Origin of the sequence: Microcoleus sp. T3_B1 (genome assembly GCF_036700445.1) — a bacterium.
GTDB lineage: Bacteria > Cyanobacteriota > Cyanobacteriia > Cyanobacteriales > Microcoleaceae > Microcoleus.
Window position 1 is genome coordinate 1 of record NZ_JAUBOX010000073.1, and the last position, 25,599, is coordinate 25,599.

Here is a 25,599-nt window from a genome sequence, read left to right on the forward strand (position 1 = left end):
TGAGGTATGCCCTATGCCCACGGAGGCCTATGCCCTATGCCCATGAGTACCTCATATGAGAGCTCGAAAGGCTATATAATCGCGTGTTTTATTTCACGGCGAGCGCTGAAATATTTTTCAGAAAACTAATGCTAGGAGCAAAAAAGAATTCGCCTCCTTTCATCGTGACAAAATTATAAAAATCGAACGGTACTTTCTCGTCCTTCCCCCACTCTTTCGGCCACGCTTGCCCTTCAATTTGTTTTTTTCCTTGACCTGCAATGCCGTCCAAGCCTGTTGTATAGTTGACAAAATGCTGATTATTCGCCCAGTTTTTTTGCATAAACATAAACTGGTTGAAAATGTCGCGCTGAAAACATAGAAACAGCAATCCTACTTTTTCGCCTGACGCTGGCTGAACCTTCAACTCTTTTAAATGTTCCAGTTGATTTTCAAATCGCGAGAGTTTTGACAGGGAGTTATCCCGTGCATTCGGCATCTCGCCATAGCTAACTGCTCGACGAACAATTCGACGCTGGCGGTGTTCTTCTAAGGTTTGGTATTTGTCGTTTTTGTCGCCGCGCGGATTTGCTTTGCGGATGTGTGCGTGAAAGGGACATTTCATTCCGTCGCGATCGCTATCATAATTGAAATTATTAGGAACCGTATCGGAATTTTGTTCCGATGGAGAAAGCGTCACTGGGGTTCCGTCTCTGAACCGCCCTACAACTAAAGCGCCGGCCCTTTCTACATCTCGATCTGACAATCGCAGCTTTTTAGCCAGTTCTCTCTCTGCTTCTCTGAATCCTCGCACATCTTGTTCGAGCTTTCGGTAGACGCAATAGCTGCCAAAGCTATGCTCTCCCTCACCGAAAGGATCTTTTACAAGCACTAATTCTAAAGGTGCAGAAGCATCCCACAAATCAGTACCTTGTTCTTTGGCTAGCTCAATATCTTCTTTTAAAAATAGAGGCTGGCTGACACCATCTCTGAACCCAAAATGTTCAATAGTCTGCCCTTTTTTATTTTTGAGGACAATGCCTACTTCTGTATGAACAATCTCTGCGACGCGCCCAACTTCTTCTATGACTTGTTTTGCCTGTTTTTCCAGGTTGTCGCGATCGTTATCAGCCAGGAGAATGAAAGCATGAATTTCATTTTGGAAACTTTTTTCCCATTCTTCAACTGGAGGGTCGAACAAAATTGTCCTAAATTGCCGAAGTCCCACCTTAAAAGCCGGACTGGGAAATTCGCCGCTTCCCCCGGCATCTAACTCGAAGCCGAGCACTTTATAACCGTTATAAGATAGAAAAAAGTTGGCAACAAACAAACCTTCGACTTCTTGACAGTTGCTTCTCAACTTAGCACTATCGTCCAACTGTTTCTTAGCGGACATAACAAACTTTTCGGTAAAGTAGCCGATCCATTTTTTAACTGCGTCCGGGTCTGACTTGAATTTAATCAAAATATGGGTCGAATAGTCTCGTTCGTGACTTTTGAGGATATTTCCCTGCAAATCCTCTAACATATTTTGATACTGTGGATTGTTAGGATCGATATTGGTTTGGTTTAAGTCTATGGTCACAGCTTTTTTGCAGCACTCTATTTTTGAGGTTTTGGCTTTAGCCGTTTCTCAGTTTTGCAAACTGTAAGATAGTTAACAGCTTTGTTGCTTAGCGGAGCTTGGCTTTGATTTATCAAAATTACCAGGTTGTAAGTGTCCTGTCAAGCTATAAACTTTTGTAAAAAATACAACAATTTTCCCGTTTATCTTTAAAACCTTTTATTTGTATTTACAATTCTATGAATTGAAGCCCGCGTTGCGGTCTATGGAAAATATTTGTAAAGAAAAAATACTTGTATAAACTTTTAATAAAACCTCTTGACACAAATATTTTTCCTTAATAAATTTAGGACGACAAGCTTTTAGCGCAAAATAGTCTGTCTAACTATTTCGCAACACCAACACCTAAAGAGAGGTAAATTATGACTAAGAGTCTGTACCCGTCAGACCTACAGGCTGCGTGGGCCAAGGTCATAGCCTATGCTTGGAAAAATGGAGAGTTTTTGCGGCAATTGAGAAAATATCCAAAACAAACAATCAATAATGTAGTAAACTCTGGAAATCCTCAAAAACTGAGCGGAGCTTGTGCGACTATCATCGAGCATATAAATTCGCCAGACTCAGAAGAGGGTTTTCTCCCGCTTCCCAATCTACCGGAGGAGCTAGATACTTTAAGCGATGACCAACTCTATGGATATGCCAATCAAGGTGGATTATTTGGGCTTATGAGATTCACTTAAATCGGATATCTTGTAGCATTCTCGCTCCGCTCTATAGCCAGCCCGGAAATTTATTTCCGGATTCATAACGTGCAGTTGGCGTAAATTTATGTAAATTGTATCTTGACTTAAAGATATTTCCGTACTAGGCTGTCATCAGCCGATAGGTTTTATCGACAAGTGCTCTATTTGACCATTAGCTGAGAGGTAAATTATGGACAAACCCCTGTATCCTCCAGACTTAGCTGAAGCATGGAACCGTCTTTTTGGTCATGCTTGGCATAAGGATAATAAGGAATTTCTGCACCAACTGAGGAAAGATCCAAGGCAAACAATTGGTGATGTTGTAAACTCTGGTAAACCTGAAAGTATATTAGGGTCATGTGCGACGATTCTCGAATATGTAAATGACGACTACTGCGAGTATGGTTTCATATCGCTGCCGACTCTACCAGAGGGATTAGAAGGATTGAGCGAAGAACAACTCTATGCTTATGCCAATCAAAGCGAGTTGTACGGAATTATGAGACATACTTGAAAGGCCTAAAAATTTTGCACGACCTACGCATGAAAAGAGAAAAATAATGATAAACACTCCTTGTCCGCCAGAGTTGCGAGATGCCTGGGCACGGGTTTTTGCTCATGCTTGGAAACACGACAATAAAGACTTTCTGCGAAAACTGAACAAAGATCCGAGACAAACAATTAGTGAAATCGCCAACTCTCGCTCACCTGAAAAGCTAGCAGAAGCTTGCCAGACTATCCTCAAATATGTAGATGCCCCTGACTCGGAAGAGGGTTTTTTAGCCCTTCCTCCCCTGCCAGAAAGTTTAACAACGGGGGATTTAAGCGAGGAACAGCTATATGGCTATGCCAAGCAAGACGGATTGTACGGAATTCTCAGAGTATGTTGAAGATCGGATTTGGTATTTTAAAACGCTAATTCTCAAGACATATTTTTTGAATTAGCGATCGCGCGTAAAATTAGCCCTGACTTACTCCTACCAGATATGCCTTCTCCATAGGGGCGCATGGCTATGCGCCCCTAGAGCCTAAAGCACGAAAGAAGAGATAGTTTTTTGGCGGAAATAAAATATAAAAAATTTGCACTAATCTCTGACATGAGTTATTTAAACAATAGTTATTTAAACAATGATGCGTCTGCCGAGGTTTAAGCCCTGTTTTCGCTGCGAAATAGTCCCTTCTGAAGGCGTATTTTTACTTGCCGAAAAAGACCATTTTTTGTTACGGGGAGATGCCTACATTCAGCTTGCACCGCTTCTAGACGGTAAACACACCTTAGAAGAAATTATAGAGACTCTGCAAGATAGACTCTCTTTTGTCGAAATATTCTATCTGCTCGATCGCCTGCAAAGTCAAGGCTATATTACAGATGCCGCTCCCTCCGTGTCCGCCGAAAAAGCTGCTTTTTGGGAAATGCTAAAAGTCGATCCAGAAATAGCTGAAAAACGCCTCAAGGAAGCGATTGTTTCTGTAATTTCCTTGGGTGAAATCGACACCGAACCATTCAAAGAAATGATCGCATCTGTGGGAGTTAAACTCGGCGAAAATAGCGATCGCTCGGTGGTGCTAACCGACGATTACCTGCAAGAAGATTTAGAAGAAATTAATCAAAAAGCCTTGCAGAACGATCGCCCCTGGATGCTCGTCAAACCATTAGGAACAGAAATTTGGATCGGCCCGATTTTTATCCCCGGCAAAACTGGCTGCTGGGAATGCCTAGCGCACCGACTGCGATCGCACCGCAAAGTAGAAAATTACCTGCAAAACCAAAAAAACACCGCATCCTTCCCCACTTCTTTGTCTGTATTGCCATCAACCCTAGCTACAGCCTACGGCATCGCCGCCACCGAACTTGCTAAATGGATCGCCTGCGATCGCAGCGAATCTCTCGAAAGCAATATCATCACCTTAAACGCGCTTTCTCTAGAAAAACGCCATCACTTTCTCGTGCAGCGTCCCCATTGTCCGTGCTGCGGAAACCCCCAAGATTTCGCAGCCAAACAATCAGCACCCATCGCTCTTTCTAGTCGTAAGAAATCTTTTACTCGCGATGGCGGACACCGCTGCATCTCGCCACAACAAACCTTGAAAAACTTAGAGCATCACGTCAGCCCAATTACTGGCATTATCAGCATTCTTCAGCGAATTTCTACCTGGGAGGAAGAAAACGGACTGACAACTTCCTACCGTGCCGGTTACAGTTTAGTCGGCGCGATCGCAGACTTAAATGAATTGCAAGAAAGCCTGCGTAGCGAATCTTACGGTAAGGGAAAAAGCGACACTCAGGCAAAAGTCAGCGCCTTGAGCGAAGCAATCGAGCGCTACTCCATCGCATTTCAAGGAGATGAAGCCAGAATTAGAGGGAAGTTAAAAGACTTGGGGAGTGTCGCAATTCACCCAAATACTTGTATGCTTTTTAGCGAAAAGCAGTTTTCAAATCGCGAGGAATTGAATAGCGATCGCATCAGATTTAACTGGATTCCAGAACCATTCAACGAAGAGGTGGAAATCGAGTGGAGTCCAGCTTGGTCGTTAACTCACAACGCGCCTCGATACATCCCCACTGCCTACTGTTACAGCGGTTATTCCCAAAAATATCATGCCCCCTTTGCGGTTGCCAACTCCAATGGATGCGCCGCCGGAAACTACTTAGAAGAAGCAATCCTGCAAGGCTTCATGGAATTAGTAGAACGAGACAGTATTGCCCTGTGGTGGTATAACCGATTGAAAAAACCTGCAGCGGAGCTTTCCAGCTTTGACGAGCCGTATTTTCAGGAAATAGAGGCGCATTACAAAACGCTTCAGCGCGACCTCTGGGTACTCGACCTTACCAGCGATTTAAACATTCCCGTATTTGCCGCTATTTCGCGCCGCAATGACCGCGAGGAAGAGAATATTATTATGGGTTTCGGGGCACATTTTGACCCGCAAATAGCCCTGCTACGGGCCTTAACCGAACTGAATCAATCGCTGCCTGCTGCGTTTTTTGGTATACTCGATCCAAAGAGTGCCGATCGCGATCGCGACCGAGAAGCGATCGAATGGTGGAAGAGTGCAACAGTCGCTCAACACCCCTATTTGTTGCCAGACAAAACAGCCCCCTCAAAAACACCCGCAGACTATCTCAAACAGTGGAGCGACGATCTTTATACAGACGTAATGAACTGCGTAGAAATTGCCAGAGCGAACGGATTAGAAACAATTGTTTTAGACCAAAGCCGCCCTGATTTAGGCTTATCTGTTGTTAAAGTAATTGTACCCGGACTGCGGCATTTTTGGCCTAGATTGGGTGCAGGTCGGCTGTACGATGTACCCGTTAAAATGGGTTGGCTAGCTAAAGCTTTGACTGAGGAAAATTTGAATCCCCTCCCAGCTTTTTTCTGAGAGGTTTAGGCTTATGGTTAATGCAATTTTAAATCATTTGTGTAAAATTGTAGGGGCGACGCCCCTTGCCCCATAGGTGTCAACATTAAGGTTAAACCCGCAGTCCGACAGGGGTTAAAACCCCTGTCTCATAGCTAAAGTCCTCTAAAGAGGACTGAAGAAAACTCTCAAATTTATTAGTCCTCTTCAGAGGACTTAAGCTATTAGCCAGGGGTTAAAACCCCTGGCGGGCTTTCAGCTTAAGTTGACACCAATACACGGGGGGATTGCCCCTATAAATGTTTTCACATTTCAAAAATCTCAATAATCTATGTTGAAGCCCTATCAAATTATCGATGCAGATTGCCACGTTTTAGAGCCGATCGATCTGTGGAAAAATTACCTCGAACCAGCCTTTAAAAACCGGGCACCATCGCTCGATCTAAAAGTTGATGGTCAACCGATTTATCAGAAGATAACCCGCCAACACCAAGAGGAAGGGCTGAAAGTGGCAATCCGGGATTTCACCAGCTACGGAATCGATCGCTACGATCCCTATTCTCAGGTAAAGGCGATCGCGAAAATGGGAGCTGATATCGCATTTTTGTATCCCACAATGGGACTGTGGCTGCTTGCCGTCGATACAATGGATGCACAACTGGCAGGTGCATTTACCCGCGCCTACAACAATTGGCTGCGAGACTTTTGCAGCTATGACCCCCAGATTCTTAGAGGAGTCGGTGCGATTAATCTCCACGCTCCCGAAGAAATGGTGCCAGAACTGCGCCGCATTGCAGAATTTGGATGGAAAGCCGTGTTTTTGCGCCCCAACCCAGTCAAGGGACGGCTGCTTTCTGACCCCGCTTACGAGCCATTTTGGAGCGAATGCGAGCAGTTGGGGATTGCCGTCAGCCTCCACGAAGGCACTCATTCCCAACTCCCAACCACCGGATCGGATCGGTTTAACACCCGATTTGCCATGCACGCCTGTTCGCATCCAATGGAACAGATGATGGCGCTGTTGACCCTCATCGAAGGAGGAGTGTTGGAACGTCACCCCAAACTCAGGGTGGGCTTTCTGGAGTCTGGTTGCGGGTGGCTGCCCTACTGGTTGTGGCGGCTCGATCGCGAGTATTGCGACTTAGGCTGGGAAGTCAAAGATCATGTTAAAATGAAGCCCTCAGAATATTTTCGCCGTCAGTGCTTCATCTCCTTTGAACCTTCTGAGCCTTATTTAGCTGAGACAATTGACTACATCGGCACGGATAATCTGATCTTCGGTTCTGATTTCCCTCACATCGATCACCACCCAGACGTTATCGGGGAAGTTGTAGCGTTGAGCGATCGCATATCCGAAAAAACCGTAAAAAAAATCCTCTGGGACAACCCCTTTCGCTTTTACGGACTTGAGGGTGAAAATTTGTAGGGCCAAACCCCCCGTAGTTGCCCCAATGCCGAAAACGCCTATTTCCTCCGTTAGTCAAGCGGAGTCGGCACGGGGGTACAACCATACAAAATCCTCATTTTCCTGAGAATGAAACAGATGTCTCTATAGGGATAATGAAGTAAGGAACAAATCAATGACGCTCACAATTTCCGGCTACCAAATTACCCAAGAAATTTACGAAAGTGCCAACTCACTAATCTATCGCGGATGCAGCCCAACAGATAACCAGCCCGTTATCCTCAAAGTGCTCAAACAAGCCTATGCGCCGCCGGAAAAAATAGCCTGGTTCAAGCGGGAATATGAAATCCTCCAAAAATTGAATTTGGCGGGAGTCGTAAATCCCTTAAACCTGGAAAGCTACCAAAATCGCTGGGTAATCGTACTGGAAGATTTTGGCGGCGAATCCCTCCAGCAGTTAAGAAAGAGTCAGCCCTTCACGCTGAGCGAGTTTTTGTCTCTTGCCCTTCAGATTGCAGACATCCTTGCTCAAGTGCATCAGCAGCAAGTTATACACAAAGATATTAACCCTTCTAACATTGTCTTTAATCCCAAAACTGGACAATTAAAAATTATTGATTTTGGTATTTCTACAGTTCTCTCGCGAGAAAATCCCACGCTGCGAAACCCGAATGTTTTAGAAGGAACGCTCGCCTATATCTCGCCTGAACAAACAGGGCGAATGAACCGAGCGCTCGATTATCGTACAGATTTTTATTCGCTCGGAGCAACTTTCTACGAGTTGCTAACAGGGCAATTGCCTTTCCAGATTGACGATGCGATGGAGTTGGTGCATTCGCACATTGCTAAACACCCTACCCCACCTCACCAACTCAACGCAGATATTCCCCAGCCTCTGTCAGAAATTGTCATCAAGCTAATGGCTAAAAATGCCGAAGACCGCTATCAATCGGCCTATGGCGTTAAGGCAGATTTAGAGGAATGTTATAGGCAATGGGAGCGATCGCAGCGCATCGAGCCTTTCCCTCTAGGTCAGCAGGATTTTTCCAGCAAATTCCAAATTTCGCAAAGGTTGTACGGACGAGAGCGAGAAGTGGAAATGCTACTCGCCGCCTTCGATCGAGTCGCAGGCATACAAAAAAATGAAAATCCCCAATCGCAAATCCCCAATCGCAAATCCCCAATTGAAATGATGCTGGTAGCGGGATATTCTGGTATGGGCAAGTCGGCTTTGGTACAGGAAGTTTACAAGCCAATTACGCGGCAAAGCGGGTATTTTATCTCTGGAAAATTCGACCAATATCAGAAAGATATTCCCTATGCCTCGCTGGTACAAGCCTTTCGCTCTTTAGTGGCGCAATTGCTGACCGAAAGCGAATCTCAGATAGTAGCGTGGCGCGAAAAAATGTTAGCAGCTATTGGTGAGAACGGTCAGTTAATCGTTGCGGTTATTCCCGAATTGGAATTGATTATTGGCACTCAACCAGCAGTCCCCGAACTGGCTCCAGCAGAAGCCCAAAATCGCTTTAATTTAGTGTTTCAAAACTTCATTCGGGTGTTGGCTCGACCAGAACATCCAATGGTGATGTTTCTGGACGATTTGCAATGGAGTGATGGCGCTTCTTTAAAATTAATTCAGTGGCTGATGACAGGCTCAGAAAGTCAATATTTGTTTGTTATTGGCGCGTATCGAGATAACGAAGTGAGCGATGCTCATCCCCTAATGCTGACACTGGATGAGATTCGTCAAGCTGAGGGAATTGTTAGTCAAATAACCTTAAAACCATTGGAGTTATCTGATGTCAGTCAGTTGATTGCCGACTCTTTCAACTATGACTTAGCAACGGCTATGCCTTTGGCAGAATTGGTGCAGACCAAAACCAATGGCAATCCCTTCTTCATTAATGAGTTTTTGAAATCTCTGTACAGCGAAGGACTGCTGAAGTTTGATTTTCAGCTTGGGGGCTGGCAGTGGGACTTGCAGCAGATTCAAGCGCAGAACATCACCGATAATGTCGTAGAGTTGATGGCGGGCAAGGTGCAGAAGTTACCGCTTTCAACGCAGCAAGCTTTGAAGCTAGCTGCCTGTATTGGCAACCAGTTCGATCTCCAAACGTTGGCAATTGTCTCTGAAAAATCGCCGCGAGAAATAGCGATTGATTTGTGGGAAGCGATCGCAGAAGGTCTGATATTACCCATCAGCGATGCCTACAAGTTGATAGAACTTGACGTGCAGGGGTTAGCAGAAGAGATAGAAGTTGAGTATAAATTTGCCCACGATCGCATTCAGCAAGCCACCTATTCCCTCATTCCCGAAGCAGACAAAAAAGTTGTGCATTGGCAAGTGGGGCAACTGCTGCTACGGAATACACCGCCCCAGAAGCGAGAGCAAAAAATATTTGATATCGTCAACCAACTAAATCAAGGGGGCGATCGCATTTCCTGTCAAGCCGAGCAAGACGAGCTAGCTCAGCTTAACCTGACAGCCGGCAAAAAAGCCAAGGCATCAGCAGCCTATCAACCCGCCTTCAATTACTTGCAAGTTGGCTTGAGCTTATTAGAAGAAAATAGCTGGGAATGCCAGTATGAATTGATTCTAGCGCTGCACGTAGAAGCCGCAGAAGCAGCTTATCTCAGCGACAACTTCCAGCAGATGGAGCGATTAGCTTCTGTAGTGAAAAATCGCGCCAAAACTGTACTCGACAAAGTAAGAATCTACAGAGTAACCGTACTGGGTTATGCAAACCAGCATCAACTACCAGAAGCAATGCGTAGCGGACTCGAAATTTTAGCTCAGTTGGGGATCGCGCTACCGGAAAACCCAAGTTTAGCAGACATCGGACAAGCTATAGAAGAAACAAAAGCGGCTTGGCTAGGCAAGCAAATTGAGGATCTCATTGACCTGCCAGAGATGACCGCTCCTGAAAAGCGGGCAGCAATGGATATCCTGTTTGATGTCATACATCCAGCCTATGACGGGAACTCCGGACTCTTCACACTGTGTGCCCTGCAAATGGTCAATTTATCGGTCAAATATGGCAATACGCCTCTATCCGCTCAAGGTTATGGATCTTACGGAATAGTTCTGTGTGGTGTCGTCTTCGATATAGAGTCTGGCTATCAATTTGCGAAACTTGCATTGAAGTTGGTAGAGAAATTCAATAGCAAAAAAATCAAATCGGCGGTGATATTCTTAGTTTATTATTTTTCGGTAATTTGGAAAGAACACTTCAGAGAAATACTTAAACCTTTTTTAGAAGGATACCAAAGTGGCTTAGAAACTGGAGACTTGCTATTTGCTGCCTTTAATGCTTACGGCTATTCTTGTCATTTATACTGGATGGGCAAGGAACTGGTCGAAGTCGAACGGGAAATGGGCAAATACAGTCAGGCAATATCCAATATCAATCAGAATCTAATTCTGACTTATCTCAACAGATATTGGCAAGTCGTCTTAAATTTGAGTGGAAAATCAGAAAACACCTGTCGATTAATTGGCGAAAGTTATGACGAAGTAAAGATGTTGCCAAGGATGCAGGAAAACCAAGACAGATACGGAATTGGTGACTTGCATTTACACAAACTTATCCTCTGTTATTTATTTGGAAACTACGGCGAAGCCCTAGAAAATGCGGCCATTGCAGAAAATTATTTAGATGCTATGTTAGCTACGTCATCTGTCGCTATTTTCCATTTCTATCATTCTCTAGCACTGCTGGCAGTATTTGCTGATAATCCAGAGTCCGAAAAAGAGGCTTTTCTGGAAAAGGTTGCTGCCAACCAGGAAAAAATGAAAATGTGGGCGAGTTACGCTCCTATGAATTACCTGCACAAATATTACCTCGTCGAAGGGGAACGCGCCAGAGTTCTGGGCAACTATAAAGATGCCAGAGAATATTATGACTCTGCTATCTCCTGCGCCCGCGAAAATGAATATCTCAACGAAGAAGCTCTCGCCTACGAACTCGCGGGACGATTTTACCTCTGGCGCAACCAAAGCCACGTTGCTGCTCACTATCTCCAAGATGCTCGCTACGCTTACCAGACTTGGGGTGCCCTTGCCAAAGTCAAAGACTTAGAAGCGCGATATCCTCAGTTTCTCACCTCAACAACTAGCTCTACGAAAGTCACCCAAACAACCATTTCCACTACAGGCAGCAGTTCCGGCGAAGGGCTAGATTTAGCCACAGTCGTGAAAGCTGCTCAAGCTATTGCCGGGGAAATTGTCTTAGATAAATTGCTCGCCAAATTGACGAACCTCGTCCTCGAAAATGCCGGGGCACAAAAAGGCTTCCTCATTCTCTCCGACAACGGAATTTTAAAAATTCAAGCACAAGGAGAAATTGAGCGCGAAGCCCAAGTGCTGCAATCTCTTCCAGTTTCTAGCAGCGAAAATCTCCCCTTGGCGATAATCAATTACGTCGCTCGCACTCAAGAAAATGTGGTTTTAAGCGAAGCCACGCGCGAAGGGATTTTTACCACAGATCCTTACATTATAGCCCACCAACCCAAATCAATCTTGTGTAGCGCCATCGTTAATCAAGGCAAACTCACCGCCATTCTTTACTTAGAAAATAACATCGCGATCGGTGCTTTTACACCAGAACGCCTGGAAGTTGTGAAAATCATTTCTTCTCAAGCAGCTATCTCCCTTGAAAATGCCATTCTGTATCGCACTTTAGAACAAAAAGTCGATGAACGCACTGCCCAATTAGCATCAGCCAACCAAGAAATTACGGTGCTTAACGAGCGTCTGAAAGCTGACAATATCCGAATGAGTGCTGAGCTAGACGTAACGCGCCGACTGCAACAAATGATTTTGCCGAAAGAGAGCGAACTCAGTAATATTCCCGGACTTGATATTGCTGGTTTTATGGAACCCGCCGACGAAGTAGGTGGCGATTACTACGATGTACTACAATACGGCGATCGCATCAAAATTGGCATCGGCGACGTAACGGGACACGGATTAGAAAGCGGCGTTTTAATGATTATGGCGCAAACTGCCGTGCGAACGCTAATGGTGAACAATGAAACTGACCCCGTGCGATTTTTAAATGCCATCAATCGCACTCTTTATGACAATGTAAACCGCATGAATTGCGAGAAAAATCTCAGCCTTTGTTTGCTAGACTATGAGGAGGGGACTCTGCGCTTGAGCGGACAGCACGAAGAGGTGATTGTGGTGCGGTGTAGCGGCGAAGTGGAACGAATCGATACGATAGATTTAGGTTTCCCGATCGCTTTAGACTCAGAGATTGCCGATTTCATTCTATCAACTGAAGTCCACTTAAATCCGGGAGATGTGGTGGTGCTTTACACGGACGGAATTACAGAAGCGAGAAATGAACAAGGCTTGTTATACGGTATGGAACCACTGATAGAATCCATCGGCCGAAATCGCGATCGCACTGCTGAAGAAATCCGCCAAGCTGCGATTGATGACTTGCGCCATTACATCGGCGAACAAAAAGTGTTTGATGATATTACCTTAGTGATACTTAAGCAGAAGTAGCCTCGGCGGGGAGACTGGGCTGTTTCATTCTCCGCTCATTCATCAAGTCATGGAGGCAGCTATTCCTTACCGTACAGATTGGGTGATTGAAAATGCGAGCCAAGAAGGCCTAAAAATAGCGAAGCTGTCATCAACCGCAAAGTAGCACTTCAAACCTTTACCTGATAAGGCATTGCGATTAATGTTGCACTTTTTTACACATATCTCGGCTCAATACCCTATTCACATGACACAAGTGAATTAATTCCCTTTTGCCAAATAAGTGCTACAAGGTCAGAAAATTAAGGGATTTTTTATGAAGGTCAACTATAGCAATCCTAAATGATTCGTGTAATTCTTGTAGGGGCTCTCCCCACGCCCGGTTGCCCCGCCTTGACTGGGGTAGGCACGGGGAGTAGGGGTAGCACTACCCCTACATATTTTTACAAATGATTTAGGATTGCTATATCAAGAAAGAAGTGATGCAACAGTCAAGGAGTTGAAAATAATTTTGTCACAACAACGAACTGTAATTAATCGACAAAAAATCCACGCACTTTATTGCTTAAAAGCTGGCTATAGTCTAAGTCTGACAGATGTAGCTGAACGTTTAGGGGTACATAGAGTTACTGTACATATAGCCTTTCTCAGAAAGATGAGGTACTCATGGGCATAGGCCTCCGTGGCCTCCGTGGGCATAGGGCATACCTCACCACGCTTGAGAACCGCTATAGATGGTTGAAAAAATATAGTATTGGCGGTCTATCAGGATTGTTAGGAATACGGCAATCAACGGGTAGACCGCGAGTAATTCTTGCAGGGCGTAATAGCTGGATTGTCAAAAAAGTTAAGTGATGAGTCCTGTGAATTCAAGAGTTATAAGCAAATTGCGAAATGGGTGGAAAACAACTATAAAATATCACTCAATTATCACACATTATACAAACACTTACACTATCGAATGAAAGCTAAACTAAAAGTACCAAGACGCAAAGAGTATAAAAAAAATGAGCAAGCAGCTATCGCTTTCAAAAATACACTCAATAAATTGCTGAAAATGCCTTTATGGTTGGAGTCTAAGACTCCTAATCCAGCAAAAAATGGGGTCAAGGATTGGTCTCAAGATGAAACTAGAATTGGCTTAAAAACGATTGAGAGAAAAACAATTACAGCTTTGGGAGTTAAGCCAAAAGGTAAAGTTCAATGGAATTTTAAAGCCTTCTATTTATATGGGCCAGTTGCCCCGAAAACTGGAGAAAGTTTTTGGTTAGAGTTCTCACATTTTTCTGGGTCTCTGCTTTCAAATATTTTTAGCTAAATTAGCAGAACCATATCCGGATAATTTAAATCTTATCCAATTAGATAATGGGAGATTTCATCATGGTAGTAAGCTAAAAATACCCGCTCATGTTATCTTGATATTCCAACCACCCGGAGGCCCTGAATTGAATCCAATCGAAAGAGTATAGCAGCACATTAAACAAGAACTGAGTTGGGACATTTATGATGATTGATATGGTATTAAAGAAAAAGTTTGCGCTTATCTTAAAGAATTTTATACAGAGACAATAGCATCTATAACTGGATGGGATTACATTTTGTCAGCCCTAGCTACTGTTGCATGATTTTTGAAAATTGGTATCAGTTAAAAGCTAGTTTGTTAGCAGATTACCTCAGCCAAGAGCTTAAACATGCCTCTCTTAAGCTGAAATTTATTTAGTTGACTCCTCAATTCAAACACACATTGATTCTCTTTTTATCTAGCGATCGCCTGAGTCAGACTGTTGGCGATCGCCAGATCCTTAATGCGCTATATATAGCGTCATTGCGTAAGTCCTGTTGGTGCAAATAAACTGGTCACGAGGAGGGCGGGTTTTGTCAGAATAACAGGCTGCTAGCATAGCTCCCGGTTAAACCCGCCAGACCCATCTAATGTTTATTTGTAACCACCTACTTAACTAGGAAAGTTACTGTTAAAATTTATGCCACTAGCTGCATCCCTAATCATAGGATTTTGGTGATAAAAAAGCAACCAAATTTATTGCCCACCGATTTTAATTAGCTATATTACTCAAGGGAATTTCTTCTTGTTGATGAAATAATTTAATCGATTGCAGACTATCTGAAGCAGCATCCCAAAGAATGAATTGGAAGCAGTCAGGAATATCGCGAATTCTCAGTGATTTTGAATTAGCCAGCAGGTGAATATTAGTATTGTGACAAGCCTGAAGATTATAGTTAGGTATTCGCTCAGAAAGATGATGAATATTGTGGTAAGCAATATCAGCAGAAAACCAATTGAGAATAGTCGGTAATTTTAGGTAACTACTGCCTTCAATTGCGCCCAGAAGATAGTCCCAATTTTCTGCTTTATGAGCGTAGGAACCGTCAAAATTATGCTGAACAAAGAAAATACAGATAAATATCGCTGCAGAACAGGTCATGACAATTGAGTAAACACTCCAGAAAAAGCCAAACCCCAGTAAGTTGCTCAGATAAATCCAGCTACCAAGAACACAAATATTGTTGAACAGTAAATCCCAAAACTCAGCCGTCGTATACCAATGTTTGGATTTATAAGAAGCAATAATTGCAGATAAACCCATGCCAAAATCTTGCTTGAGACAAGCAAAAATATGTCGGATAAAACCCGTAATTCCCAATATCAGCGCGAGTCTTGGCTTAATAATTAGATAGAAAAAACCACCGGGAAACAGCATCAATGGGTGTCTGAGTAACTGATACATCTTTTGACTAAATGGACTTAGCGCCGCAAATTTTTCGGTGGATATCAACGCCGAAGGGCCTCGGTACATATCCCAATTACCATTATGTTTGTGGTGATAAGCGTGCCCCCTCGACCAGGGGTACTGAGGAATCGCATTGATGATACCTAGCAGAAAACCCATAAGGCGATTGACTTTTTTGGAACTAAAAAGAGAATAGTGTCCGCAATCGTGCATCAAAGAGAAACAACGTCCTGAAAAAAGTGTCATTAACACCATTATCGGCGGCAGCAAGAATACAGAAATAGCAGCAGCTTTAAATGCTAAAAACCATAAGAATATATAAGGAATAACTGTATTGAGTATTTGGCAAGTAGCTTTCACATTGTTGCTATTCATATAAGGAGCCAGCACAAAATCCGACTTTTTGATCGCGCTTTTCATTCAGTATATCTATGGTGTGTGGATAAGTGCTTAGCTTAGCATCACAGTTGCGGGACAGTGGCGGATTTACCCCGGACTTTCCCCGTTTCTTCCAAAGGTTTTTTTGTGGGAACCGATTTTTGCACATTTATGAGGTTATCACAACTCTGGTTTGTTTACAAAAAAAACTGTGAAGCCTGTTAGCAGCCGAACAAATTGCTGCACCGGAAGGCATTAATATGATTGATTGGTTGCACGATCGACCTTTGGTGATGTAGTATGCCGCTATTTTTGCTTGCATCGTCTGTGCCACACTTTACCGTACCGGGATCTACCCTCAACTCGATCGCACGCTCAAAAGTTGGGATACTGGCGAAAACTTTTTATTGGCGGGCTATAGGGGCGATCGACAAACCGCCCGCCCCGGAAACCAAAGCTGGCACAACATCCAGAAGCGCAGAGGATTTTGGATCAACTCCTTGAGAATATAATTTGAAGGACGATCGCAATTGCCTGCGTTTTTTGTGCTCGGAGATAGCTCGGATTTGCTACAATCTAATCGCACACGCGACTAGAAATGGGTTATGACCGAACTATTAGATGAGACGCTTTCTATTGAAATGGCGACTCGCATCAAAAGCAACCGTAAAAACTGCTTTGACAACGCTTGTAAAGCAGCATTAGCCACCGAGGGCGCGATTTATGTTCAAGGCTTTTTAGCTGTGCCCGGAGTGCCATATAAACCCATCGAGTATAGCTGGATTGAACTCGACGAGCGAATTGTTGACCCAACCTTTCCCCATCTCGGTTTCATCGCTCAAGACATTCATTACTTCCCAGTCCAGCGCTTCAGCGTCAAGAAACTCAAAGCAATCCTCGAAGAATCAAAAGAAGATTATCCTGAAGACGACCCGCTGCCGATTTATGGCAATCAACCTTATGAATATTACGGGGATTTGATGTTAGGCGGTAGCGATTACCAAAATGCTTACGATTTGGCTGCCGCTAAATGCAGGGAATTAAACCAACCCAAAAAACAGGATGCGAACTAATTCAAGACTTACCAAAAAATGGTTTGGCGCGCTACTTACAGCGGTAAGGTGTAAACTATGCACCCTACAGATACAGATTACTGTAGCAACTGTTCTGTCGATTAATATACTTCATCATGACTTCCCAAATCTACAAAGACGGCTTTTCCGTCTTCTGTAAAGTAGAAAAGTACCCTTTCGTCGTAATCTACGCTAAAGCTCCAAAACTCCTTGAGCCTACCGGACAATTTATGAGTTTTTAAGCTTGGTTCAAACGGATCTCTGATAAACTGCTCCAGCTTTTGCCAAAACCTAGCCTCCAAATCAGCATCGCCTTTGATTCGCTTTTTGAAAGCACGCTTGAATGAAGAACTGAAACTGACTTCCACGATTATTCCTCTATCATTACTCTGAGTTCATTGATGTTAGCGAAAAATTTCAGTTCACCTTTTTGTTGTTCAATCTGCGCTGACTTAAAGTTTTGATACATCTCTTCGCGACGTTCTTCCCGGAGATATTGCTTCAACAACAGTTGAAGCTCTTGTTTTTCGTCAGTAGAAAGATTCTTGATCGTCTCGACCACATCACTGAAAGTCATAACTTACAAAACCCTATTGTGCTGATTTGATTATAGCAAAAAATATCCTTTTGGTTGACTTTCGTTTCTCGTTTCCAGGCTCTTCCTCGTCTTAAAAAAAGCAAAAAATCTCACTATTTACCATGTTCAACCTTCCAAGATTCAGGAAACCTCGAATAATGAAAAGCAGCCAATAACGGATCTGAGTTCTGATTCCCAATCAAATCCGCCAACAATTTAGCCGTCACCGGAGCCAACAAAATGCCATTGCGGTAATGCCCCGTAGCCCATGTCAAATTCTCCCAAGCACTAGCACCCAAAATCGGCAACTCATCGGTCGTAGCAGGCCGAAATCCCCACCAAAACTCCAGAATCGGATAATTTTGTAATTCGGGATATAACTTAATCGCTCCTGCTAGCAAAGTGTGCATTCCTGCAGGCGTATTGCCCGGTGTAAAATCCACATTTTCGCTAGTTGCACCAATAATAATTCTGCCATCTTGACGCGGCACAATATAAATGCCCGTCCCGAATAGAACTGTTTGCAGGGGCTGGATAACTCCACAATCTTCTGGTACACATACTGACAGCATTTGTCCCTTTCTTGGAAAAACAGGAACATTCAATAACTGCTCAGACCAAGCACCGGCAGCCAAAACATAACGGTCTGCTTGCAATTTTCCTGCTGTTGTTTCAATGCCAACAACTCGGTTTCCCTGCCGAATAATTTCCCCTGCATTGCCTTGAATAATCTCAATCTGCAATTCTTTAGTTGCGGCCTGAAGCGTCCGAAATAAAGCGCGGTTGTCAACTTGAGCGTCGTCAGGATACCACCAACCGCCCATTACTTCTTGACCTAATCCAAACTGGTGCTGGCGAACAGTATCTCTGTCCAACCATTGATAATTAAGGTTTGACAAAAGTGGCTTTTCTTGAGGCTCATTTTGACAAACTGGTGCGAGAATTCCCGATCGCCAATATCCCGTTTTCAATCCGGTAATATCTTCTAGCTGTTCCACCCAGGCGGGATACAGTGCGCGGCTTTGCAAGCACAAATCCAACATCGGACTAGGGGGAATTCGTTCGGCTTGCGGGGCAAGCATTCCAGCGGCAGCCCGGGCCGTCGGTGGTTTAGAATCGGCGGTGAGAACCGCGACAGATGCCCCTCGCAATTTCAGTTCTACTGCTAGCGAAAGACCAATTATTCCGCCGCCAATAATCAGAATATCTTTAGATGAATTCATTAACTTTTATATGGACTGTCTGAGCTTTTTGACCGAAAGCATCTAGGATACAAGCCCCCGGATTTATCCGTGGAGAAATAAATAAAAAACGTGTATCCCATAAACAAGCCCCCGAATTTATCCGTGGGGTCAATGCTTCAATCTAAAATCTAAAATCTAAAATCTAAAATCGATTGACCTCTCGGGTTTCTTTATGGTAAGGTGCCCCGCGTGCACCTTACAGTTAGAATTTTTGCACAAGTCTTACAGATTATCTGGCAAGGCGATCGTCCTATCTACCTTCCTTAACAAAAAATCTATGGTTGGGGTTTCCAGACAGTTTCAGAACCTTGGCCCCAGAAACCGTCATATTTTGTCACCTTAATATCGCCTAAAACCTTGGTTTGGCAGGACAAACGGCGATTGGAGGCGGGAGAATGGGGAGGAACCGAAAGTCGGGCTTTTTCGCGCCACTGGGGCTCGGAAACTTCGCCCTCGACGGTGACGGCGCAGGTGCCGCAAGTGCCGAGGCCGTGGCAGTTGATGACTTTGGCGTTGCCGTTGTAGACATCAATGCCGTTTTTGAGCAAAACTTCACGGAGATTCGCTCCGCGATCGCACTCAAATGTTTTTCCTTGCGCTTGTACCTTGACCACAGCAATTTACCCCAGTTAGATTTATGTTAATTTTCCTATATATTATCGCATTAAATTCAAATAAATTCATCTAATATGGTAAGTGATATATTAGCAATTTCTCGATCGCAATTTCCCATGACAAATCGGCTCTGGATCTACGATACCACGCTGCGAGACGGTGCTCAGTGCGAGGGACTCTCCTTATCTCTCGAAGACAAACTGCGAATTGCTCGACAGTTAGACAGTTTAGGAATTCCCTTTATTGAAGGCGGCTGGCCGGGGGCGAATCCTAAAGACGTACAATTTTTTTGGCGTCTCAAAGAACAGCCCCTAACTCAAGCAGAAGTTGTAGCTTTTTCTTCGACTAGGCGGCCGGGAACTACGGCAGCTAATGATGAAATGTTGCAGGCTATTTTGTCCGCCGGTACTCGTTGGGTGACGCTGTTTGGCAAGTCGTGGGATTTGCACGTTATTGAAAGTTTGAAGACCTCGCTCGAAGAAAATCTGGCGATGATTCGAGATACAATTGAATATTTGCGGAGTCAGGGAAGGCGCGTTATTTACGATGCCGAACACTGGTTTGACGGCTACAAACACAATCGAGATTATGCTATTAAAACTTTAGAAGTAGCTGCCGATGCCGGTGCAGAATGGCTGGTTCTTTGCGATACTAACGGCGGTACTTTGCCTCACGAAGTCAGTCAGGTTGTTCGCGAGGTGGCAGAAATAATAGAAAGTTGGGATAATTCGGAAGCGGAAATTCACCCCCCCCAACCCCCCCTTATTAAGGGGGGGAGAAATTCTCAAATTCAACCCCTTATTAAGGGGGGGAGAAATTCTCAAATTCAACCCCTTATTAAGGGGGGGATAAAGTCTCAAGTTCAACTGGGAATTCACACTCACAACGACTCAGGAGTGGCGGTTGCTAATGCTTTGGCTGCTGTGCGGGAAGGAGTGAGGATGGTACAGGGAACTATTAACGGTTATGGCGAACGCTGCGGCAATGCCGATTTATGTTCCTTGATTCCTAATTTTCAGCTAAAGTTGGGTCAGAATTGCATTGAAGACGAGCAATTAGTTAGATTAACTCAAGTAAGTCGATCGATTAGTGAAATTGTCAATCTTGCTCCCGATGACCGTGCTCCTTTTGTCGGTCTTTCTGCTTTTGCTCACAAAGGCGGAATCCACGTATCGGCTGTTGAGAAAAATCCGTTAACTTACGAACATTTAGAACCGGAAAAAATTGGCAATAGGCGGCGAATTGTGATTTCCGATCAAGCGGGTTTAAGCAATGTTTTGGCGAAGGCCCGCACTTTTGGAATGGATCTCGATCGCAAAAATCCTGCTTGCCGCCAAATTTTGGAAAAATTGAAAGATTTGGAAAGTCAGGGATATCAATTTGAGGGGGCTGAGGCTTCTTTTGAATTGTTAATGCGGGAGGCTTTGGGAAAGCGCAAGCGTTTATTTGAAATCAAAGGTTTTCAAGTTCACTGCGATAAAGGTAGGGAGGAAACAGTTAATTCTTTAGCAACCGTGAAAGTGACTGTTAACGGTCAAGATATTCTGGAATGCGCGGAAGGAAATGGGCCTGTTTCGGCACTTGATGCGGCTTTGCGGAAGGCTTTGCGGAATTTTTATCCGGCAATTACTGATTTTAACTTAACCGATTATAAGGTGCGGATTCTCGACTCCGGTGCGGGAACTTCTGCTAAAACTCGCGTGTTGGTTGAGTTTAGCAACGGTCAAGACCGCTGGACGACTGTGGGGGTTTCTGGGAATATTTTGGATGCTTCTTATCAAGCGGTGGTTGAGGGTTTGGAGTATGGTTTGGTGTTGGGAGATAGGGAGGCGATCGTTTTAACTGTGTCGAGTTATTAGGTTGACGGCGAAGAGAAGTTGCCTGAATATCGATGTTTAAATAGATACCAAGGGGAGCATCTCAATGAAAGCAGCCAAGCTAGAAATTGGAGTTTTGAGGCAGGAGGCTCTCTTGCTGCGAGGCAGGAGGAAAGAGTCAGAAGGAAGGAGCCAGAAGAACAATACGCTTGGGTTAAAACTATTTATTCCGGGCGAGATCCCCCTCGCATACCCCCTACTCCCCCTGATTGTTGGGAGACGCAAGAGTAATTTCTTGTCCCCCCCTTTGTAGGGGCGGTGCCCCCGTGCCCGCCCTAGGCTAGGGGGGATCGAGCTTAACTGAACCGTATTGGCCAGAAGAAGTGTTTTTACAAATATGAGATGCTCCCCTACTTTTGGGAGCATCTCAATGAAAGCAGCCAAGCTAGAAATTTGAGTTTTGAGGCAGGAGGCTCTCTTGCTGCGAGGAAAGACGAAGAAGAAATGAGCCAGAAGAAGTGTTTTTACAAATATGAGATGCTCCCCTACTTTTTCACCTCATTATTATTACCTTCCCCAACGATCGATCGCATTCCTTCGAGCGTAGCGGGAATGCTGCGCGGGTCCATAAACATGACCTTGCTGCTGTCGCTGGTGCCAATTTTTAGACCCATATCCAGATAGTTTTGAGCTAGCAAAAATTGTAAAGCTTCGCGAGCATTGGGGTCATTTTGCAGAGTTTTGCCGATAATTTGCAAGGCCTCCGAAGTAGCTTGAGCTTTCAAAACCTGACTTTGGCGTTCTGCTTGAGCTTTCAGGACGATCGCCTTTTGTTGAGCTTCCGCTTCCAAAATAGTCGCTTTTTGGCGCGCTTCTGCATCCAGAACTTGCGCTTCTGCTTTACCTTTGGCGCTGTTAACTGCTGACTCGCGTTCGCCCTCGGATGTCAGAATTGCCGCTCGCTTCCGTCGATCGGCTGCCATCTGCAATTCCATCGATTCCTGTACAGTTTTAGAAGGGATAATATCCCGCAATTCTACCCGCGTTACTTTCACTCCCCAAGGATCGGTAACAATATCTAAATCTCTGAGCAATATTTCATTAATTTGAGAACGAGCAGTAAAGGTTTGTTCTAGATCCAGTTGACCCATTTCGGCGCGAATTTGAGTCAGCACCATATTTACCATTGCTGACTGGAGATTTTCTACTTTGTAACAAGCTTTTTCCAAGTCTACAATGCGCCAGTAAACCACAGCATCAACGGTGAAGGAAACGTTGTCGCGGGTAATACAAGCTTGCGGGGGAATATCTAAGACTTTTTCCCGAATGGTTTGCTCGTACACGACGCGATCGAGAAACGGCGTGACAAAATTTAAACCGGGTTCCAGTTTCTTGCCGCTGTATTTACCTAAAGTTTCCACCAGCGCTTCATTTCCCTGATTGATAATCTTGACGGAACCTGCGAGGGCTGAGCCGCCGAGTGCTAAAAATACAAGTAAAAAAATTTGTTCCACAACTGACTCCTAATAATTGTTGATTGTTAACTGTTGGTTATTGGTTATTGGTTATTGGTTATTGCCAATGCCCAATGCCCAATGCCCAATGCCCAATGCCCAACTACCAATTTCCAATTCCCAATTCCACATTTTGTTTAAGAATGCAAGAGATTTTCTGGCAAAACTATCAGAGTAGTGCCTTTACGCCCGACGACAATTACGTTTTGGTTGGGGGGGATAGTGGCCTTCGTGTCTTCGCAGCGAGCTTGCCAAGAATTCCCCTCATAAATGACTCGGCCGGCTTCTCCGGGGGGAATTTCTGTTAAAGTTTTTGCTTCCTGAGAATCTGCGATCGCCCTTGCCGTGCCTTTTGGTATCAACCGCCGAGACAGCAGCACAAAAACTGTCGAAAATACCATCCAGAGGAATATTTGTAAATTAACGTAAGGTAGAACTAGAGAGCATCCAGCTACGGCGAAGGCGCTCAGTCCCATCATAAAAGCGACAAAAGCAGTGGGGAGAAATATCTCTGCCAAACAGAGCAAAGACCCAGCTATCAGCCAAAGGAGCGTAGGAGTCAAGATCATAAAAAGAATAGGTGATACTATTTAGATCTTAGATTGGAAATTTAAGATTTAAGAATTGCCAACAACTGACTATGCAAGGGTTTGCGACTTGCAGCCCCTCAGAGCGATTTTTCGCGCCGTGGTACCAGGTTGAGGCTTCCATCGTACTCCAAGTCAGAGTTTAGTAACTTAGATTACAATTTTAGCCGGTGCAGACTGGCAGAAACTACAATTTCTAGGGGCCCAAAGGCAGTTAAGAAATTGATAGGGCCTAAAATCAGTTTATTCTCAAGCTCATGAATTTGGGCTGGCGAATCAAATATCTTCAGAATGTTTTTACACAAACTATTTCGATATGATCAGCAGTTTCTCCGAACCCATTTATTGCCCGAATCTTAGCTGTCCAGATCCCCGCAATACCTTTGGCCGCCAGCACTGTGCAGCGTGCGAAACGGATTTAATTTATCGCTATGTGTGGGCGGTGGGGCAAGCAGCCGAGGAAGTGCCGGCGGGTAAGGTAATAGCCGATCGATACTTTGTCATTGCACCCCAAATCTGGCTCGACAGCCGTCCAGCTTTGCCTCCCAGCGTCCCGGAACAACTGCCGGATACGATTATGCCTTACCTGCATTTGTATCCCCAACGGCTGCATACGCCGGAAGTATACGGTTTTTGTGCCTTGGGGGAAGCACCGGAAGCGGCAGAGGTGCTGTTGTTGGAAAATGTGCCAATTAATAATTTCGGCAGCCTGTATCCTTCTATTTTACAAGCTTGGTCTGGGACAACCGGCGCGCGCCAAGTATACTGGCTGTGGCAAATGCTCCAACTGTGGACGCCGCTGTCGGAACAGGGAGTCGCTTCGAGTTTGCTGGTACCGGAAAATTTGCGGGTGGAAGGTTGGCGGGTACGCCTGCTGGAACTGCACCGGGGAAATTTTGTACCGACTCTGCGGGATTTGGGAGATGTGTGGTCAGGTTTGGTGGAATCCGCGCAACCCGAGGTGCAGTCGAAACTCGGAGAAATTTGTCAGTTTATGCGCCGCAGCAGCATGAATTTCGACGCGATCGCCCTGGAACTAAACGATTTACTATTAGAACAAGCCGCTAAATTGCCTCTGCACTTAGAAGTAGTCGGCATGACAGATACCGGGCCGCAGCGCTCCCAAAATGAAGACAGTTGCTATCCGATTGCTGCTGATTTTCAATTTAGCAAAACTTCAGGGGGCGAGAAACTAATTCCTTATTTGACAATGGTTTGTGACGGGGTTGGAGGCCACGAAGGAGGAGAAGTTGCCAGTCAATTAGCCGTCCAGTCCATGAAAGCTTTAATCCAAAATTTGCTCGCCGAAATCACTCAACAAGAAGAGTTGATGACGCCAACAATGGTAATTAAGCAACTCGAAGAAATAGTCAGAGTTGTGAATAATGTGATTTCCGCTCAAAATAATGAGCAGGGAAAAGAGTTGCGGCAGCGGATGGGGACGACTTTGGTGATGGCCCTCCAGTTGCCTCAAAAAGTGAAAATTTCCGAGGATTTGCCCTCGAATAACAGTCATGAACTTTATTTAGTCAATGTTGGAGACAGCCGCGCTTATTGGATTGGCAAAAATTACTGTCACCGGCTGACTGTGGACGACGACGTAGCCTCAAGGGAAGTCCAGCTAGGACATTGTTTATACTGGGAGACTCAAGTGCGATCGGATGCAGGAGCCCTGACTCAAGCTTTGGGAACGCGGGATGCCGATTTCCTGCGCCCGACGATTCAGCGATTTATTGTCGAAGAGGAAGGCGTACTGCTGCTGTGTTCCGACGGTTTGAGCGACAACGACTGGGTAGAGAAATCTTGGGAGAATTATGCCCCAGAGGTGCTTGAGGGCAAAATGTCTTTGGAAGCAGCAGTTCAGTCTTGGATTCGTCTCGCCAACGAGAAAAACGGTTATGACAACACCTCCGTGGTGGCGACTCACTGTCGGATGTCGCCGGAGAGATTGGTACTGTTTGATCCGGCGGTGGCCTCAGCGCCAGTGTCACCCTCGGTGTCGCTGCCGCCTTCCCTCGTCGCTGCGTCCCTCCAGAAGTCCGGGAGGATTCCAGAATCTCAGCTTTCAGAATCGTCCAAACAGTTGTTGTACCCCGAAACTTCCCCCGCCCCGGAACCCTTTCAAAAACAGCGCTCCAAGCTGCCGCTGCCCCTACTGGGGGTGTTGGGGCTGATATTAGCCGGCGGCGGTTTAGGTTTGTGGGTGCAAAGCCTCCAAAGCCCCCAGCCAGAGCCCGCACAAGTTCCCCCACCGCCGGAAACTCCCGCCCCAAGTCCTTCGGAGACTCCCTCGCCCGATAGCGAGAGTCCCTCGCCGTCGCCCGAATCGACTCCTGCGGAAATTCCGCCGCCCGATAGCGAGAGTCCCTCGCCGGCGCCCGAATCGACTCCTGCGGAAATTCCGCCGCCCGAAGAAGCGGAAACTCCTTTGCCATCAGCGGAGTAAGGGAGAGTCTCTCGCCGTCGCCCGAATCGACTTTTGAGCTGACAAAACAA

Annotated in this window: 19 protein-coding genes; 11 read left to right on the plus strand and 8 right to left on the minus strand. The window is 45.1% G+C overall.

The annotated features are described in order from the left end of the window. Positions 1-88: 88 nt before the first annotated feature. Complete coding sequence (locus tag QT990_RS27745) at positions 89-1,564, minus strand: Dyp-type peroxidase (protein ID WP_333409494.1); 1,476 nt, start codon at positions 1,562-1,564, stop codon at positions 89-91. 401 nt (positions 1,565-1,965) lie between these two features. Here QT990_RS27745 and QT990_RS27750 point away from each other — a divergent pair, with 401 nt between their 5' ends. From QT990_RS27750 to QT990_RS27780, 7 genes are all read left to right on the plus strand, one after another. Next, the gene (locus QT990_RS27750; protein ID WP_333409495.1) at positions 1,966-2,283 is read left to right on the plus strand and encodes a hypothetical protein; all 318 of its coding nucleotides are present in this window, start codon (positions 1,966-1,968) and stop codon (positions 2,281-2,283) included. Between the two features lie 193 nt (positions 2,284-2,476). After that, entirely contained in the window at positions 2,477-2,800 is a 324-nt protein-coding gene (locus tag QT990_RS27755) for a hypothetical protein (RefSeq protein WP_333144323.1), read from the plus strand. 46 nt (positions 2,801-2,846) lie between these two features. Further along, entirely contained in the window at positions 2,847-3,176 is a 330-nt protein-coding gene (locus QT990_RS27760; RefSeq protein WP_333144324.1) for a hypothetical protein, read from the plus strand. Between the two features lie 238 nt (positions 3,177-3,414). Next, positions 3,415-5,670, plus strand: coding sequence for a TOMM precursor leader peptide-binding protein (locus QT990_RS27765; RefSeq protein WP_333466016.1), 2,256 nt, complete (start codon positions 3,415-3,417; stop codon positions 5,668-5,670). Positions 5,671-5,980: 310 nt separating this feature from the next. Further along, on the plus strand, positions 5,981-7,075 hold the full coding sequence (locus QT990_RS27770) for an amidohydrolase family protein (protein ID WP_333409497.1): 1,095 nt from the start codon (positions 5,981-5,983) through the stop codon (positions 7,073-7,075). A gap of 154 nt (positions 7,076-7,229) precedes the next feature. After that, complete coding sequence (locus QT990_RS27775; RefSeq protein ID WP_333144327.1) at positions 7,230-12,569, plus strand: AAA family ATPase; 5,340 nt, start codon at positions 7,230-7,232, stop codon at positions 12,567-12,569. A 940-nt stretch (positions 12,570-13,509) separates the two neighbouring features. Next, complete coding sequence (locus tag QT990_RS27780; RefSeq protein ID WP_333144328.1) at positions 13,510-13,866, plus strand: hypothetical protein; 357 nt, start codon at positions 13,510-13,512, stop codon at positions 13,864-13,866. A 736-nt stretch (positions 13,867-14,602) separates the two neighbouring features. Here QT990_RS27780 and QT990_RS27785 read toward each other — a convergent pair. Continuing rightward, positions 14,603-15,718, minus strand: coding sequence for a fatty acid desaturase (locus QT990_RS27785; RefSeq protein WP_333144329.1), 1,116 nt, complete (start codon positions 15,716-15,718; stop codon positions 14,603-14,605). A gap of 258 nt (positions 15,719-15,976) precedes the next feature. Between QT990_RS27785 and QT990_RS27790 the strand changes: the two genes are divergently transcribed. Next, positions 15,977-16,180: a hypothetical protein gene (locus QT990_RS27790; RefSeq protein ID WP_333144330.1), complete on the plus strand. Its 204-nt coding sequence runs from the start codon at positions 15,977-15,979 to the stop codon at positions 16,178-16,180. A 101-nt stretch (positions 16,181-16,281) separates the two neighbouring features. After that, positions 16,282-16,749, plus strand: a complete 468-nt coding sequence (locus tag QT990_RS27795; protein ID WP_333162310.1) for a hypothetical protein — start codon at positions 16,282-16,284, stop codon at positions 16,747-16,749. A gap of 101 nt (positions 16,750-16,850) precedes the next feature. On the opposite strand, the gene QT990_RS27800 is transcribed toward QT990_RS27795, so the two are convergent. From QT990_RS27800 to QT990_RS27815, 4 genes are all read right to left on the minus strand, one after another. After that, on the minus strand, positions 16,851-17,117 hold the full coding sequence (locus QT990_RS27800) for a type II toxin-antitoxin system YafQ family toxin (protein ID WP_190734190.1): 267 nt from the start codon (positions 17,115-17,117) through the stop codon (positions 16,851-16,853). Between the two features lie 2 nt (positions 17,118-17,119). Then, positions 17,120-17,326 carry a hypothetical protein gene (locus QT990_RS27805; RefSeq protein WP_015177124.1) on the minus strand — a complete coding sequence of 69 codons (207 nt, stop codon included), beginning with the start codon at positions 17,324-17,326 and terminating at the stop codon, positions 17,120-17,122. A gap of 113 nt (positions 17,327-17,439) precedes the next feature. Continuing rightward, positions 17,440-18,549, minus strand: a complete 1,110-nt coding sequence (gene thiO / locus QT990_RS27810) for a glycine oxidase ThiO (protein WP_333309401.1) — start codon at positions 18,547-18,549, stop codon at positions 17,440-17,442. Positions 18,550-18,845: 296 nt separating this feature from the next. Continuing rightward, positions 18,846-19,184, minus strand: a complete 339-nt coding sequence (locus QT990_RS27815) for a 2Fe-2S iron-sulfur cluster-binding protein (RefSeq protein ID WP_333409500.1) — start codon at positions 19,182-19,184, stop codon at positions 18,846-18,848. A gap of 75 nt (positions 19,185-19,259) precedes the next feature. On the opposite strand from QT990_RS27815, the gene cimA reads away from it, so the two are divergent. Then, positions 19,260-21,044 carry a citramalate synthase gene (cimA, locus tag QT990_RS27820; protein WP_445305457.1) on the plus strand — a complete coding sequence of 595 codons (1,785 nt, stop codon included), beginning with the start codon at positions 19,260-19,262 and terminating at the stop codon, positions 21,042-21,044. 503 nt (positions 21,045-21,547) lie between these two features. Here cimA and QT990_RS27825 read toward each other — a convergent pair. Together QT990_RS27825 and QT990_RS27830 are read right to left on the minus strand one after the other, a co-directional pair. Then, entirely contained in the window at positions 21,548-22,516 is a 969-nt protein-coding gene (locus QT990_RS27825; RefSeq protein WP_333144334.1) for an SPFH domain-containing protein, read from the minus strand. Between the two features lie 137 nt (positions 22,517-22,653). After that, entirely contained in the window at positions 22,654-23,085 is a 432-nt protein-coding gene (locus QT990_RS27830) for an NfeD family protein (RefSeq protein WP_333144335.1), read from the minus strand. 334 nt (positions 23,086-23,419) lie between these two features. On the opposite strand from QT990_RS27830, the gene QT990_RS27835 reads away from it, so the two are divergent. Further along, positions 23,420-25,549 carry a protein phosphatase 2C domain-containing protein gene (locus QT990_RS27835; RefSeq protein WP_333144336.1) on the plus strand — a complete coding sequence of 710 codons (2,130 nt, stop codon included), beginning with the start codon at positions 23,420-23,422 and terminating at the stop codon, positions 25,547-25,549. Positions 25,550-25,599 lie beyond the last annotated feature (50 nt).